This is a genomic window from Nocardiopsis halotolerans DSM 44410 (genome assembly GCF_000341065.1).
In the GTDB taxonomy this organism is placed as follows: domain Bacteria; phylum Actinomycetota; class Actinomycetes; order Streptosporangiales; family Streptosporangiaceae; genus Nocardiopsis; species Nocardiopsis halotolerans.
In genome coordinates this window covers 39146-52220 of the sequence record NZ_ANAX01000163.1, presented here as the reverse complement: position 1 = coordinate 52220, position 13075 = coordinate 39146, and the positions used below count along the sequence as shown (strand labels likewise).

Below are 13075 nucleotides of genomic sequence, written 5' to 3'. Positions count from 1 at the left end.
CGTACCGCCGTCGTCCAGCCGCAGGCTCCCCTGGTCGTCGAGGGAGGCGCTCGCACGGACGTAGCCGCGCAGCCGCTCGGCGTGGGCGCTCTCGGGCAGCCGGGTGAGCAGGGACAGCGCGATGCCGCGCACGTTGGCGCTCCGGTCGTCCAGCGCTCCGTCGAGGAAGTCCTCGTCGGCCGGACCGAGTCCGTTGGCGAGCGCCTCCAGCAGGCGGCGGCGCAGTTCGGCCCTGGCCAGGCCCGGCCACGCCTCGGCGAGGAGTTCGCGGGCCCGGTCGGGGTCGGCGGCGCGCAGGGCGGCGAGGGCGCGGCGCCGTTCTCCGGGCTCGCCGCGTTCCCAGTCCCGTTCGCTGAACCGGTCGCCGGGCGTGGGCTCGGCCAGTATGTAGGACCAGTGCGACCTGAACCGGGCCATCCAGTGGCCGCGCGTACCGATGGCGGCGGCGAGCGCGGGGCGCAGCTGGCTGTAGCGCGCACCCTGGTCGAGCAGGGAGGGGACGCTGGAGTGCGCGGCGCGCCGCCCTCCGGCGGTCGCCAGCTCCAGCCACTCCTGGAGGAGTTCGTGCCGACCGTCGAGGACGCGCTCCAGCCGGGCGGTGGCGGCCGGGCCGACCTCGGGGCGGTCGTCCTCGGTGTCGGGGGGAACGGGGGTGAGCCCGGTGGCGGGGACGTATCCCGCGGCGCGGCGGACGGTGATCAGGGCGGCCCGGTCCAGGAGGGTCTCGGCGTCACCGACCTCCGGGGTGGCGGGCAGGTCGGGGGCGGCGGGGACGGGGCGCTTGGCGGTGCCGACCAGGGCCGCGGAGACCAGACGGTCCCAGGAGTCGGCGGCGGCCAGGGGGTCGAGGGGTTCGGGGGCGGGGGTGCCGGTCACAGGGAGACCGCCTTTCCGTTCCGGTCCCACACGGTGATGGGGGTCAGGCCTTCCTTGGGCGACCACTCGGCGGCGACGGTGGCGGGGTGGCCTCCGGTGACCGCGAGGAGCTGCCAGGGTTCCGCGACGGCCAGGGGAAGGGCGAAGCCGTCGGGGTCGGTGAGGTACCACCGGTCGTCGTGGGCGGGCGCGGCGCGGTCGAGCACGACCGGCCAGGTGTCGCGCCAGGGGTCCTCCGCGACGGCGGCGGCGAAGGCGTCGAGGGCCTCGGGAACCGTCCCGCCCTCGGGTGGGGTGCCGGGCCCGGTGTCGCCGTCGTGGCCGGGGGCGATGCGGTGGCCGTCGGGGTAGAAGGCGAACTCCGCGGTCACGTCGGTGCCGCTCCGGAAGGGGGTGACCGGGGTCTGCCCGTCGCGGGCGAAGGACAGGTGCAGGGCGGTCCGACCGGTTCCGGCGCCGCGCAGCCACAGTCGGCGGGTGCGCATGTCGGCCTCGGGGCTGAAGGTGTCGCGCCAGCCCAGGACCCTCCAGGTGTCCCGGACGCGTTCGCCGTGGGCGAGGACGTCCTCGACCCTGGTGGTGATGCCGACGTGGGCGCGGACGGCGCCGCGGGTGCGTTCACCGAGGGCGTCCCCGGCGCGGTAGCCGGTGGCCAGCAGGTGGAGGAGGCTGAGCCGTTCGAGCAGGCGCTCGGGCCAGCGGTCCCCGCGTGCCGCGCCGGGCAGCCGGGAGACGAGGGCGGACGCGCCGCCCGCCTTGGCGTCCACGAGGCGCTTGGCCATGCGGTCCCAGTGGTCGTAGCCGTGTTTGGGGACCTCGGCCAGCCCGGACTCGATCTGGTCGCGCAGCCAGAGGCCGAGTTCGTCCATCCCGGCTCCGACCGCCTCCTCCCTCTTCCTGAGGGTGCGGGCCGCCTTCTCCGGATCGGCGGGCGCGGCGGGGGCGCCGTTCTCCTCACGTGCCTGGCGGGCCGCACGCCCCCCGAGCCACTTGGTCACCCACTCGGGCCTGTCGTCGCGGACGGCCACGCTGTCCTGGGCCCACAGGGCGAGCAGGGCCAGGACGTGCTTGCAGGGGATCTTGCGGCTGGGGCAGCTGCACTTGTAGGCGGTGCCCTTGGGGCCGTCCAGATGGACGGCGGCCAGGTAGGGCTTGGCTCCGCTCCCCTTGCACTCGCCCCACACGGCGGAGGCGCCGCCGGAGGTGGCGGCGACCACTCCGCGCTCGGGCCAGGACGTCTCCTTGGCCACCTTGAGGGCGGCCTTCCGGGAGGACGCGTCCGGAGCCAGAGCCCATACGTCGTCGGTACTCCATCGATCGCTCACACAGAGAACACTACGGACCGGTGGTGACAAAACGGCGGTCCTCGAAGGGCCGCGCGAAGCCCTTTTCCGAACGCCTCTGCGAACCTACGGAACTGTCGCACCCCCGTGACAGACTTCCCCCGCAGAGCGGTGCCTCCGCGGCGCGGAAACCCTGAGAGAGCACGTGTGTGCCGCCTTGCCCCATAAATGGCTTCCGGGCTACGCGGATGTTTTGTCCGCATTCACAAAGCCCATTTCCGCGCATTCCTCCAAGGGTGTTGAAAAAGGAACTCGCGCCTTCCTACAATGCCACGACCCGCCCCGCCTCCCCCCTCCTTCACCACGCCAGAACGACATCTCCCGAAGGGAGGGAAGCGGTCCGGGTCACCGGGCACCGCGACCCCGATGACGACCTCACGTCCCGGAGAGATCACCCGGTTGTACGGCACGGCGCCCGACACCGGCCGCGACGGCCTCTGGGCCGAACTGCGCGAACGCCACGGGCCCGTCGCCCCGGTGGAACTGGAGACCGGCGTACGGGCCTGGTTGCTGCTGGGCTACCACGAGAACCTCGCCGTTCTGCGGAACCAGCACCTCTTCTCACGCGACACCCGGCGCTGGCGCGAGGCCGCCTACGCCCGACCCGCCATCTCCTGGCGCCCCAACGCCCTGTACGCCGACGGCGCCGAACACGTCCGGCTGCGCTCGGCCATCACGGACAGCCTGGCCAGAGTGGACATGAACGCCACCGCGCGCACGATCCGCAGGATCGCCGACGAGCTGATCGACTCCTTCGCGGCCCGCGGCCGGGCCGACCTCATCACCGAGTACGCCCACCCGCTGCCCGTCCTCGTGGTCAACAGCCTGTACGGGCTCCCCGACAGCTACGGGCACATGCTCGGCGACCTCACGTCCATCGTCTTCGCCGAGAACGCCGACCGGGCCGAGGACGCCGTCAGCCGTATCCAGCAGTACTTCTCCGAGCTGGTGGCGCGCAAGCACAGGCGTCCCGGCCTGGACCTGGTGTCGTGGATGCTGGAGCACCCCGCCGGGCTGAGCGACCACGAGGTCGCCCACCAGGCCGCGCTCATCCACAACGCGAGCCACCAACCCACCACGCACCTCATCGGCAACACGCTGCACACACTGCTCACCGACACCGGAATCCGGATGGCGTACACGGAGGCGCGCCTCCCCGTCCAGGAGCTACTCGACCACGTGATGTGGACCGACACGCCCTTCCGGATCATGCCCGCGCGGATCGCCCTCCAGGACACGCGCATCGGCGGCGCGGAGATCCGCGCGGGCGACGCCCTGCTCCTCGGTTTCGACGCGGCCCACCACGACCCGGCCGTCCGGCGCGACGGCGGGGGGAAGCGGGCCCACCTGTTGTTCGGTGCCGGGGCCCACTCCTGCCCGGCCCAGGAGCTGGCCCGGATGATCACCGCGACCGCGGTCACCGCGCTCCAGGAGCGGCTGGCCGGGATCCGGCTGGCCGTGGCGCCCGGGGAGCTGCGCTGGGTGTGGTCACCGTTCTTGCGCGGGCTCCGCGAACTGCCCGTCACCTTCACCCCGGACGCGCCCGCCGCCCCGCCGCCCCGGAGGCCCGCCGAGGCCCCGGAGACTCCGGAGGACGAGAGAGGCGGGGGAGACGAGGAGGGCGACCTGCTCGGCCGCCTCCTCGACTGGTGGCGCGGCCTACGGGCTTAGCGCGGGGCCGCGCCGCTACATGCGGGTCATGGCGTCGCACAGCCGGTCCTCGGCCGTCTGTCCGCGGCCCTGGGCGGTGTTTTTCGGACCTCCGCTCCGCTTCGGTCCGTGTTCGGGCGCCCGGAGCACGGGAACCCTCGGCGCCTACGACGGGTTCGCCCGTTCCTCACGAACCCGTCTCCGGCCCCTCCAGAACCCCGTGGGCGCCCGAACCAACCCCCACAAACTGAGACCGGTTCAAAAACAGCCCCTAGGCGCTCGGGCCCAGCTCCCGGATCGGCCCGGCCAGCTCCCGCTCGAAGAAGGTGAAGAACCCCTCCGGGTCGGGCCCGGCGTTCATCAGGCACAGGTGGTCGAACCCCGCGGAGGCGAACTCGCGCACCACCTCCATGTGCCGGTCCGGGTCCGGCCCGTACCCGAACACGTCGCGCATCGCGTCCCTGTCGATCAGCGCGGTGGCCGCCTCGAAGTTGACCGGGTTGGGCAGCTCGGACTGCACCTTCCAACCGGTCAGGGCGAAGCGGAACCGCTCACGCGCCGAGTCCAGGGCGTCGCCCTCGTTCGTGGCCCACGCCAGGGGCACCTCCGCGTAGCGGGGTCCGGTGCCTCCGGTGTCCTTGTAGACCTGGGTGAGCGCCTTGCTCGGCTCGGTGCAGAACATGCCGTCGCCCACCTCGGACGCGAGCAGGGCGGCCTCCTCGCCGCCCGCGGCCACGACGATCGGCGGCGGCTCCTCCGGCAGGTCGAACACCTGCGCGTCCTCCAGGGTCAGGTACTTGCCGTCGTAGGAGCGGTAGCCCCCCGACCACAGCAGGCGGATGATCTGGATCGCCTCGCGCAGCATCTCGTGGCGCCTGGTCGCGTTGGGCCACCCCTCACCGACCACGTGCTCGTTGAGGCGCTCGCCGGCTCCCACGCCCAGGGTGAACCTCCCCTCGGACAGGAGGGCGGTGGTGGCCGCGGCCTGCGCGACGATCGCCGGGTGCACGCGCATGATCGGGCAGGTGACACCGGTCGCCAGCTCGATGCGGTCGGTGCGTTCGGCGATGGCGGCGAGCATCGACCACACGAACCCCGAGTGGCCGTGGCTGAACAGCCACGGGTGGAAGTGATCGCTGATCTCCACGAAGTCGAACCCGGCCTGCTCGGCGCGGACCGCCTGCTCCACGATCTCCCGGGGGCCGAAACCCTCGGCGAAGAGTTTGAAACCGACCTTCATGATCCCTCGTCTCCCTCTCGGTCAGGCGGGCACCGACGCGGTGGGCCGGTCCCAGTAACGGTGCGCTCCGACCAGCCGGGTGAACTCGGCGACGCTCTCCTCCCCGGCCTCGGGCGAGACGACCACGCCCAGCTCCACCCGTGCGGTACCGGACGACGCCGCCGCGGTGAGCTCTTCCGGCAGCGGAGCCGTGAGCAGTTCCGTCCCCGCGCCGACCGCCGCCAACGGCTTGTGGTGCCTGTACGCCTCCAGGACGAAGTGCCGTGCGCCCCCGTCCCCGGCCAGCGCGCGGGCCGCGTCCGGTCCCCCGGTGACCACGACCGCGTCGTAGAGCACCGAGGAGACGGTGGTGTAGGCCCGGTCGACGGTGACCACGCCCCCGTCCGAGGTGCGGACCGCGCCGTCGCTGGCCGCGAGGAGCTCGACCACGGCCCCGGCCCCCACCAGGGGTTCCCGGAACGCGTCGACGGCGGCCTCGTCCACCCCGTCGGCGACCAGGACGGCCACCTTGCGGCCGACCACGGAACCGAACGCGGTGGTGGCCTGGCTCAGCGCGGGCGAGGAGCGACCGTGGTTGGGCGTGCCCTCCTCCTCCGGCGGCTCGACGCCGATCCCCTCCGCCACCAGGACGGACAGCCCGTGGTCCACGTGGTTGAGGTTGGCGACCACCCGCTGGCGCACCTCCAGTTCCTCGCAGTGGCCCAGCTCGAAGCGGAACGCGTCCACCAGGTGCTGGCGCTCCCAGTCGGAGAGGCTGTTGTAGAAGAGCGTGGCCTGCGAGTAGTGGTCGGCGAAGCTCTCGCTGCGGACACGGATCTTGGCGCCCTCCACCTTCTCGGCGTAGTGCTGGTAGACGCCCGCCCCGTGGGCCAGGACCGGGCAGCCACCGCCCAGGCTGTTGCGGAAGTAGGAGGTCCCCCCGCGGTGCACGCGGTGCTGGGCGAAGCCGTCCCTCTGGTTGTTGCTCACCGGGGCGAGCGGCCGGTTGACCGGGATCTGCTGGAAGTTGGAACCGCCGAGGCGCAGTAGCTGGGTGTCCAGGTAGGAGAAGTTGCGGGCCTGGAGCAGCGGGTCGTTGGTGAAGTCGATGCCCGGCACCACGTTGGCGGTGTGGAAGGCGACCTGCTCCGTCTCCGCGAAGAAGTTGTCCGGGTTCCGGTTCAGGGTCAGCTTTCCGATCGGCCGGACCGGGACCTGTTCCTCGGGGATGATCTTGGTGGCGTCCAGCAGGTCGAAGTCGAACGCGTGCTCGTCCTCCTCCGCCACGAGCTGCACGCCCAGCTCCCACTCGGGGTACTGGCCGCGCTCGATGGAATCCCACAGGTCGCGCCGGTTGAAGTCGGGATCGTTGCCCTGGACGCGCTGCGCCTCCTCCCAGACCAGCGAGTGCGTGCCCAGCAGCGGCTTCCAGTGGAACTTGACGAAGGTGCCGCGCCCCTCGGCGTTGACGAACCGGAAGGTGTGGACACCGAAACCCTGCATCGTCCGGTAGCTGCGCGGGATCGCCCGGTCCGACATCAGCCACATCATCATGTGCATGGTCTCGGGCTGGAGGCCCACGAAGTCCCAGAGCGTGTCGTGCGCGGACTGCGCCTGCGGGATCTCGTTGTGCGGCTCAGGTTTCACCGAGTGGACGAAGTCGGGGAACTTGATGCCGTCCTGGATGAAGAAGACGGGCATGTTGTTGCCCACCAGGTCGTAGTTGCCCTCCTCGGTGTAGAACTTCGTCGCGAACCCGCGCACGTCGCGCACCGTGTCGGCGGAGCCCCGGGAGCCCGCGACCGTGGAGAAGCGCACGAAGACCGGCGTGACGACGTCGGGACTGCTGAGGAAGTGGGCCGCGGTCAGCTCGGAGAGCCCCTCGTAGGGGCGGAAGTGCCCGTAGGCCCCCGCGCCGCGCGCGTGCACCACCCGCTCGGGGATCCGCTCGTGGTCGAAGTGGGTGATCTTCTCGCGGGCGTGGAAGTCCTCCAGCAGCGTGGGGCCCCGCGCACCGGCGCTCAGCGAGTTGTCGGTGTCGCCCACCCGGACACCGGTGTCGGTGGTCAGCGGCCGGTCTGAGTCGGTCCTGGCCTCGTCGAGTTGGCGGTCCTTGTCGTCGCGTCCGTCCGTGTTCATGGCAGGCCTTCCGTCGCTGCGTGGCGAGTTCCCCGGTCCACCTGACCGACGCCGGTTCCGGACAAACGTGGTTGACCGCCTTTTGGAACGGCCTTCACCGCCACCCGGCCCCGCGTTCCGAGTCGGAGGGAGCGGATCGGGTAGGGGCGGGCACGCCAGACCGAGACGACAGGGGGGAGACCACCATGTCCGAGACGCCTCCGGCGCAGAGCCAGCCGTACCCCGGCCGGACCGAGCCGATGGATCCCCAGCCCAGGGACGAGATGCGCGGCTACGAGGGCCGCGGTCTGCTCGAAGGAAAACGCGCACTGATCACGGGGGCCGACTCCGGAATCGGGCGTGCCGTCGCCGTGGCCTTCGCCAAGGAGGGGGCCGACGTCGTCTTCGGCTACCTCAGCGAGGACGCCGACGCCCAGCACACGGTGGAGCTGGTCCAGGAGCAGGGACGCAGGGCGGTGGGCGTGCGCGGCGACCTGGCCGAGGAGTCGTTCTGCTCGCACCTGGTCAGCCGCACGGTCGAGGAGCTGGGCGGGATCGACGTCCTGGTCGCGCACGCGGCGACCCAGACACCGGTGAACGACTTCACCGAACTGAGCACCGAGCAGCTGCGCCGCACGTTCGACGTCAACGTGATGGGGGTGTTCTGGACCGTCCGTGAGGCGCTGGAGCACATCCCCGAGGGCGGTTCGATCATCATCACCGGTTCGATCAACGGCCTGCGCGGCAACAAGTCGCTGATCGACTACGCGTCCAGCAAGGCCGCGGTGATGAACCTGTCGAACTCGCTGGCGCAGACGCTCATGGGACGGGGCATCCGGGCGAACTGCGTGGCTCCCGGACCGGTGTGGACCCCGCTCATCCCGTCCACGCTCGGGGAGAAGGGCTCCGAGGGGTTCGGCCAGCAGGCGCCGATGGGGCGGGCCGCGGACCCGGACGAGATCGCGCCCTCGTACGTGTTCTTCGCCAGCGGTCAGCTCTCGTCGTACTACACGGGCGAGACCCTGGCTCCGACCGGCGGGGAGATCCAGGCGAGCTGAGGGACCGGGCGGGAGCGTCGGGGAACCCGGCCCTCGCACGCGAACGGCCCCTCCCGGACGGGAGGGGCCGTTCCCCGGGCCCGGTGAGGGGCCGGTCGCCTCGTCAGGACGAACGGGCCTTGGCGGTACGCCGCCTGTTCTCCTTCTGGAGCGCCTTCACCAGCTCGTCCTTGCTCATGGACGAGCGCCCCGAGATGTCGAGTTCCTTCGCCTGCTTGTAGAGGTGCTCCTTGGAGGCGTTGGCGTCCACGCCCCCGGCGGTCTTCCTGTCCCTGCCCCGGCCCTTCGCCGCCTTGGGGTTGGACGCCTGCTGGTCCGAGGGGCCCGACCGCTGCTTGGGCACCCACCGGTCGCCCTTCTTCTCGAACTCGTGCTTGACCGCCGCGTAGGCGACGCGGTGCGCGCGCTCGCCCTCGCCGTACTCCTCCACGGCCGAGTCGTGCGCCTTGGTCCAGGTGCGCTGGGCCTTCTTCGGAGAGCGCTGGAGGGTCGACGGAAGTTCGCTTGCACCAGGCATGATTCTCACTCCCTCGTCATGCGTCCACACGATCCGCCTGCCCAACGGCACATCGCCGGAAACACCAGGAGGCCCCGAAGCGTCCCCCACCACCCGCGTAAGCTGCCCTTCGTCACTACTGGTGATTCAACGGATGCAGGTTTACCAGAACGACACCATAGTGAACCCACCACCGAAGGGAGCTGACACTCTCGGCACCCGGTCCCCTTCTCTCCGCCCGTGAGAGGCCGGGTGGCCTGACGCCGACCACCGCGCCGGAAACCCCGTGGCGCGGGTGGACCGGCTCTTCCCCCCGACGGGAACCCCCTGTCCGCGACCTCCGCGAGGCGCGGATTCCCGATGCACGAGAAAAGGAACAAGGCGTGCGAAAATATCCCCTTTCCCCCTCCCCTGAGGAAACCCCCGACTCCCACCGCGCCCGTCGCGGTCCCCGCTCACGGGTGTCGCGGTTCGCGGCCCGCGTGGGGATGACCCTGACGCTCGCCGCGGGGCTGACCGGCGGTGTCGTCGCCCCCGCCCAGGCCGCCAACCCCTACGAGCGCGGCCCCGCGCCGACCGAGCAGAGCGTCACCGCCCTCCGCGGCTACTTCGACACCGACACCGAGAGCGTGTCGTCGCTGGTGAGCGGTTTCGGCGGCGGCACGATCTACTACCCCACCGACACCAGTGAGGGCACGTTCGGCGGCGTGGTCGTCGCACCCGGCTACACCGCCAGCGAGTCCTCGATGTCGTGGCTGGGGCACCGGATCGCTTCCCAGGGCTTCGTCGTGTTCACCATCGACACCAACACCCGCTACGACCAGCCCGACAGCCGGGGCCGCCAGATCGAGGCCGCCCTGGACTACCTGGCCGACGACAGCGACGTGTCCAACCGGGTGGACGGCGACCGCATGGCGGTGATGGGGCACTCGATGGGCGGCGGCGGCACGCTCGCGGCCGCCTCGGACCGGCCGGAGCTGCGCGCGGCGATCCCGCTGACCCCCTGGCACCTCCAGAAGGACTGGGACGACGTCGAGGTCCCCACGATGATCATCGGCGCCGAGAACGACAGCATCGCGTCGGTGAGGTCGCACTCCATCCCGTTCTACGAGAGCCTGGACGGTGACCTGGAGCGCGCCTACCTGGAGTTGGACGGCGCGAGCCACTTCGCGCCCAACATGTCGAACACGCCCATCGCCAGGTACAGCATCTCCTGGCTGAAGCGCTTCGTCGACGAGGACCAGCGCTACGAGCAGTTCCTGTGCCCGCCCCCCGACACCGGGTTCTTCTCGGACTTCTCCGACTACCGGGACTCCTGCCCGCACATCACCTGACCGGCTGACCGGCCGACCAGCAGGGACGGCGCTCCCCGACACGGCGGCGGCCCGGAGGGAACACCCTCCGGGCCGCCGCCCCCTTGTGCCGTGGGGCCTCCGGTGCCGGTGCCGGGGACTCAGTCGTGGAAGACCAGTTCGTCGGGGCCGAGGGGCGCGAAGTCGGTCTCCTCGATGTCCCCGCCCTCCCGGTCGGTCACGCGGGGATCCTGGATCATCTCGATGGAGCCGCCCGACTCGTACCGGACGACGTAGACGCCCTGGTGGCCGCCGTGGTCACCGTCGCCGGAGGCGAAGGGGACCGGGCTGGGTCCCCGCCACTCCTGGTTCTCCAGGGCGTCGACCAGCGCCTGACGGGTGAGGTCCTCACCCGCGGACATGAGCACCTGGGCGAACATGACGGCCTGGGTCATGCCGAAGACGTGCGTGTTGGTGACCGTTCCGCCCTCTCCGTACTCCTCGTACACGTCCAGGAAGAACTGGGCCCACTCGTCGTCCTCGTCCTCCACGCGCGGCATGTAGCTCGTGATGAGCATGCCGTCGAGGAACGCGTCGGCGGGGACGTCCGCGGCGTCGGTGTCCTGCGTGAACTCCGACAGGAGTCCCTGGAGGGTCGCGGTGTCACCGCCGATGCTGGAGACCACCCACTGCGGTTCGTAGCCGATGCGGGCCGCCTCCAGCATGCCGAGCGCGACGAACGCCGGGATGCAGGAACACACGACCACCTCGGCCCCCGCGCGCTCCAGTTCGGCGATCTGGGCGCTGACGTCGGGCACCTCGGACTCGTAGTGCTCCCGGGCCACGACCTGCTCGGCGAGGTACTGGTCGAGCCCGGCCTGGGAGTCCTCGCCGACGTCGTCGTTCTGGTACAGGTAACCGACGTCCTCACCGGCGAAGTTCTCGGCGATGTACTGGCCCTGGATCTTCGCCTCCTTCGTGTAGTCGGTCTGCCAGCCGTAGGTCAGCGGGTGTTCCCCGGGGTTGTTCCACGCCAGGGCGCCCGAGGCCGGGAAGACGTCGGGCACGCCCTGCTCGTTGAGGTAGTCGATGACGGCGCTGTGGGTGGGTGTGCCCAGCCCTCCCACCATCGCGAAGATCTCGTCCTCCAGGACGAGCTGACGGGTCGCGTCGATCGTCTGCGCGGGGTCGTAGGCGTCGTCCTCCACCCGGTAGTCGATCTCGCGCCCGTTCACGCCGCCCTGGGCGTTGACGTACTCGAACACGGCGCGGGCGCCCTGGGAGATCGCGAGGTATCCCGGGGCCGCCGGGCCGGTCAGGGGCTGGTGGCTGCCGATGATGACGGAGTCTTCGGTGACACCGGTGGAGACGTCCAGGTCGACCCCTTCCTCTCCGGTGACCTCACCGGCGCCGGTGCACGCCGTCGCCAGCATCGTGAGGGCCAGGGCCGCCGCCAGGGCGGTCCGTGTGCCGCTGCGGTTTCGCATGGTGTTCTCTCCTTGGTCGGGGGGTGGAGCGTTCGGGCGTCGGCGGGGTTCCGGAGGTGTCGGAGGTGGGACTGCGAGGGATGAGCCGTCACACCGGAGGCACCGAGGGTTCCCGCCCTTCGGGGCGCCCGAACAGGGAAAGTGCTGCGCGTAGCGCCGGTTGAGGGTGGTGGCCCGCCAAGGCGCGGAGCGCCCCGGCGGGCGATGGCGGGCGGCGGGCGGGCCAAAGCGGAGCGGAGGCCCGCGGCGAACAGGGTTCAGCGGGGTTCGCGGGATCGGAGGCGGATGGTCACGCGCTGGAGCGCACCGTGGACGCCCAGGGGCCAGAAGCGCAGGACGAGGATGATCACCACGCCGAAGAACACGATCGGAAGGTTGTTCTCCGCGTCGCGGCTGAGGTCCAGGGCGCGGGCCAGGTCGGAGGCCCACAGCTCCAGGTAGACGATCGCGACCGAGGCCCACAGCGCGCCCCACAGGCTGCCGATGCCGCCCAGGACGAGGCCCGCGAGCAGGGTCAGGGACAGCGCGAGCGTGAAGGTGCTGGGGGTGGCGGTGCCGAGGACGTAGGCCTGGAGGCCGCCCGCGAGGCCGCCCGCCGCCGAGGCGATGACGAACGCGACCACCTTGGTCGCGCCGACGGGGATTCCGGCCATCGCGGCGGCGGTCTCGTCGTCGCGGATGGCCCGCATGCGGCGGCCCAGGCGGCCGGTGGAGACGGTGGCCAGCGCCGCGAGGCCGATCACCACCGCGGTCCACACGACCAGGGCCTTCCACTCACTGTCGCTGACCAGTCCCTGGAGGAGGGGGGGAGCGCCCGCGGTCCGGATGACCAGGCCGTTGCTGCCGCCGAGGAGGTCGTGGTAGCGGTGGGTCAGCCCGGGCAGGCCGACGGCGAGGATGAGGGTGGCCCCCGCCAGGTAGGGGCCGTGCAGGCGGGCCGTGGCCGCGCCGACCGCGATCCCTGCGACCACGGACAGCGCCACGATGATCAGCAGGTTCGCGGCCAGGGGGAGCATGGGCTGGTACAGCACGAGCAGCGCCATCGCGTAGGCGCCGATCATCATGAACGCGCCGTGGCCGAGGGACACCTGGCCGCTGCCGCCGACGAGCAGCTGCAGTCCGGCGATGGCCAGCATGGTGTAGCCGACGGCGGCCACGCGCAGCGCGGTGAGGTCCCCGGTGACGAGCAGCAGCGCGGTGACGGCGGCGAGGCCGAGCGCGGCCAGCAGCAGGTGGCGCAGCGGCGAGGGCAGTCCGCGCCAGCGGTCGCCGGGGGACGCGGCGACGGGCTTCGGGGATGCCGACGCGGGGGCGGAGCCGGGAGCGGAGGCGCGCTCCGCGCATTGGCGGATGGGTGAGGACATCGGCTACACCTTTCGCGCGGCCGGGCGGGACAGGATGCCGTCGGGGCGCACGCTCAGGACCACGACGACGATGACGAGGGCGGCGAGGGTGGCCAGCTCGGGCCCGGCGTAACCGGACACGTAGGACATGCAGAGGCCGATGAGCATCCCGCCGAGTACGGCCCCGAACGGG

The 13075-nt window shown here is 71.5% G+C and carries 9 protein-coding genes and 2 pseudogenes (2 of these 11 cut by a window edge); 3 read left to right on the top strand and 8 right to left on the bottom strand.

Annotated features, from left to right (window positions below; genetic code table 11):
* A pseudogene (locus tag D455_RS30230) lies at positions 1-876 on the bottom strand (DUF5691 domain-containing protein); it reaches 653 nt to the left of the window's first position.
* Complete coding sequence (locus D455_RS0112550; RefSeq protein WP_017571074.1) at positions 873-2126, bottom strand: SWIM zinc finger family protein; 1254 nt, start codon at positions 2124-2126, stop codon at positions 873-875. The pseudogene D455_RS30230 and the gene D455_RS0112550 overlap by 4 nt, the downstream one beginning before the upstream one ends.
* A gap of 459 nt (positions 2127-2585) precedes the next feature.
* On the opposite strand from D455_RS0112550, the gene D455_RS0112545 reads away from it, so the two are divergent.
* Positions 2586-3890 (top strand): cytochrome P450 family protein, encoded by a 1305-nt coding sequence (locus D455_RS0112545; RefSeq protein WP_017571073.1) that lies wholly within the window; start codon positions 2586-2588, stop codon positions 3888-3890.
* Positions 3891-4140: 250 nt separating this feature from the next.
* Here D455_RS0112545 and D455_RS0112535 read toward each other — a convergent pair whose 3' ends face one another.
* Both D455_RS0112535 and D455_RS0112530 read right to left on the bottom strand, forming a co-directional pair.
* Positions 4141-5109 carry a TIGR03557 family F420-dependent LLM class oxidoreductase gene (locus tag D455_RS0112535; protein WP_017571072.1) on the bottom strand — a complete coding sequence of 323 codons (969 nt, stop codon included), beginning with the start codon at positions 5107-5109 and terminating at the stop codon, positions 4141-4143.
* 21 nt (positions 5110-5130) lie between these two features.
* The gene (locus D455_RS0112530) at positions 5131-7227 is read right to left on the bottom strand and encodes a catalase (protein WP_017571071.1); all 2097 of its coding nucleotides are present in this window, start codon (positions 7225-7227) and stop codon (positions 5131-5133) included.
* Between the two features lie 185 nt (positions 7228-7412).
* Here D455_RS0112530 and D455_RS0112525 point away from each other — a divergent pair, with 185 nt between their 5' ends.
* The gene (locus D455_RS0112525) at positions 7413-8264 is read left to right on the top strand and encodes an SDR family oxidoreductase (protein ID WP_017571070.1); all 852 of its coding nucleotides are present in this window, start codon (positions 7413-7415) and stop codon (positions 8262-8264) included.
* Positions 8265-8367: 103 nt separating this feature from the next.
* On the opposite strand, the gene D455_RS0112520 is transcribed toward D455_RS0112525, so the two are convergent.
* Positions 8368-8781 (bottom strand): ChaB family protein, encoded by a 414-nt coding sequence (locus D455_RS0112520; RefSeq protein WP_017571069.1) that lies wholly within the window; start codon positions 8779-8781, stop codon positions 8368-8370.
* A 362-nt stretch (positions 8782-9143) separates the two neighbouring features.
* On the opposite strand from D455_RS0112520, the gene D455_RS0112515 reads away from it, so the two are divergent.
* Entirely contained in the window at positions 9144-10094 is a 951-nt protein-coding gene (locus D455_RS0112515) for an alpha/beta hydrolase family protein (RefSeq protein ID WP_026122571.1), read from the top strand.
* A gap of 119 nt (positions 10095-10213) precedes the next feature.
* Here the strand turns inward: D455_RS0112515 and D455_RS0112510 are convergent, their stop codons facing one another.
* The 3 genes and pseudogenes from D455_RS0112510 to D455_RS30225 form a co-directional block, all read right to left on the bottom strand.
* Positions 10214-11539 (bottom strand): ABC transporter substrate-binding protein, encoded by a 1326-nt coding sequence (locus D455_RS0112510; RefSeq protein ID WP_017571067.1) that lies wholly within the window; start codon positions 11537-11539, stop codon positions 10214-10216.
* Between the two features lie 257 nt (positions 11540-11796).
* Positions 11797-12903, bottom strand: a complete 1107-nt coding sequence (locus tag D455_RS0112505) for a branched-chain amino acid ABC transporter permease (RefSeq protein WP_017571066.1) — start codon at positions 12901-12903, stop codon at positions 11797-11799.
* Between the two features lie 3 nt (positions 12904-12906).
* A pseudogene (locus D455_RS30225) lies at positions 12907-13075 on the bottom strand (branched-chain amino acid ABC transporter permease) (it continues 682 nt past the right edge of the window).

Bases quoted from the DNA above. Each gene is read 5' to 3' on its own strand.
- D455_RS0112520 (WP_017571069.1), bottom strand. From the start codon at position 8,781: ATGCCTGGTGCAAGCGAACTTCCGTCGACCCTCCAGCGCTCTCCGAAG.
- D455_RS0112530 (WP_017571071.1), bottom strand. From the start codon at position 7,227: ATGAACACGGACGGACGCGACGACAAGGACCGCCAACTCGACGAGGCC.
- D455_RS0112510 (WP_017571067.1), bottom strand. From the start codon at position 11,539: ATGCGAAACCGCAGCGGCACACGGACCGCCCTGGCGGCGGCCCTGGCC.
- D455_RS0112505 (WP_017571066.1), bottom strand. From the start codon at position 12,903: ATGTCCTCACCCATCCGCCAATGCGCGGAGCGCGCCTCCGCTCCCGGC.
- D455_RS0112525 (WP_017571070.1), top strand. From the start codon at position 7,413: ATGTCCGAGACGCCTCCGGCGCAGAGCCAGCCGTACCCCGGCCGGACC.
- D455_RS0112535 (WP_017571072.1), bottom strand. From the start codon at position 5,109: ATGAAGGTCGGTTTCAAACTCTTCGCCGAGGGTTTCGGCCCCCGGGAG.
- D455_RS0112545 (WP_017571073.1), top strand. From the start codon at position 2,586: ATGACGACCTCACGTCCCGGAGAGATCACCCGGTTGTACGGCACGGCG.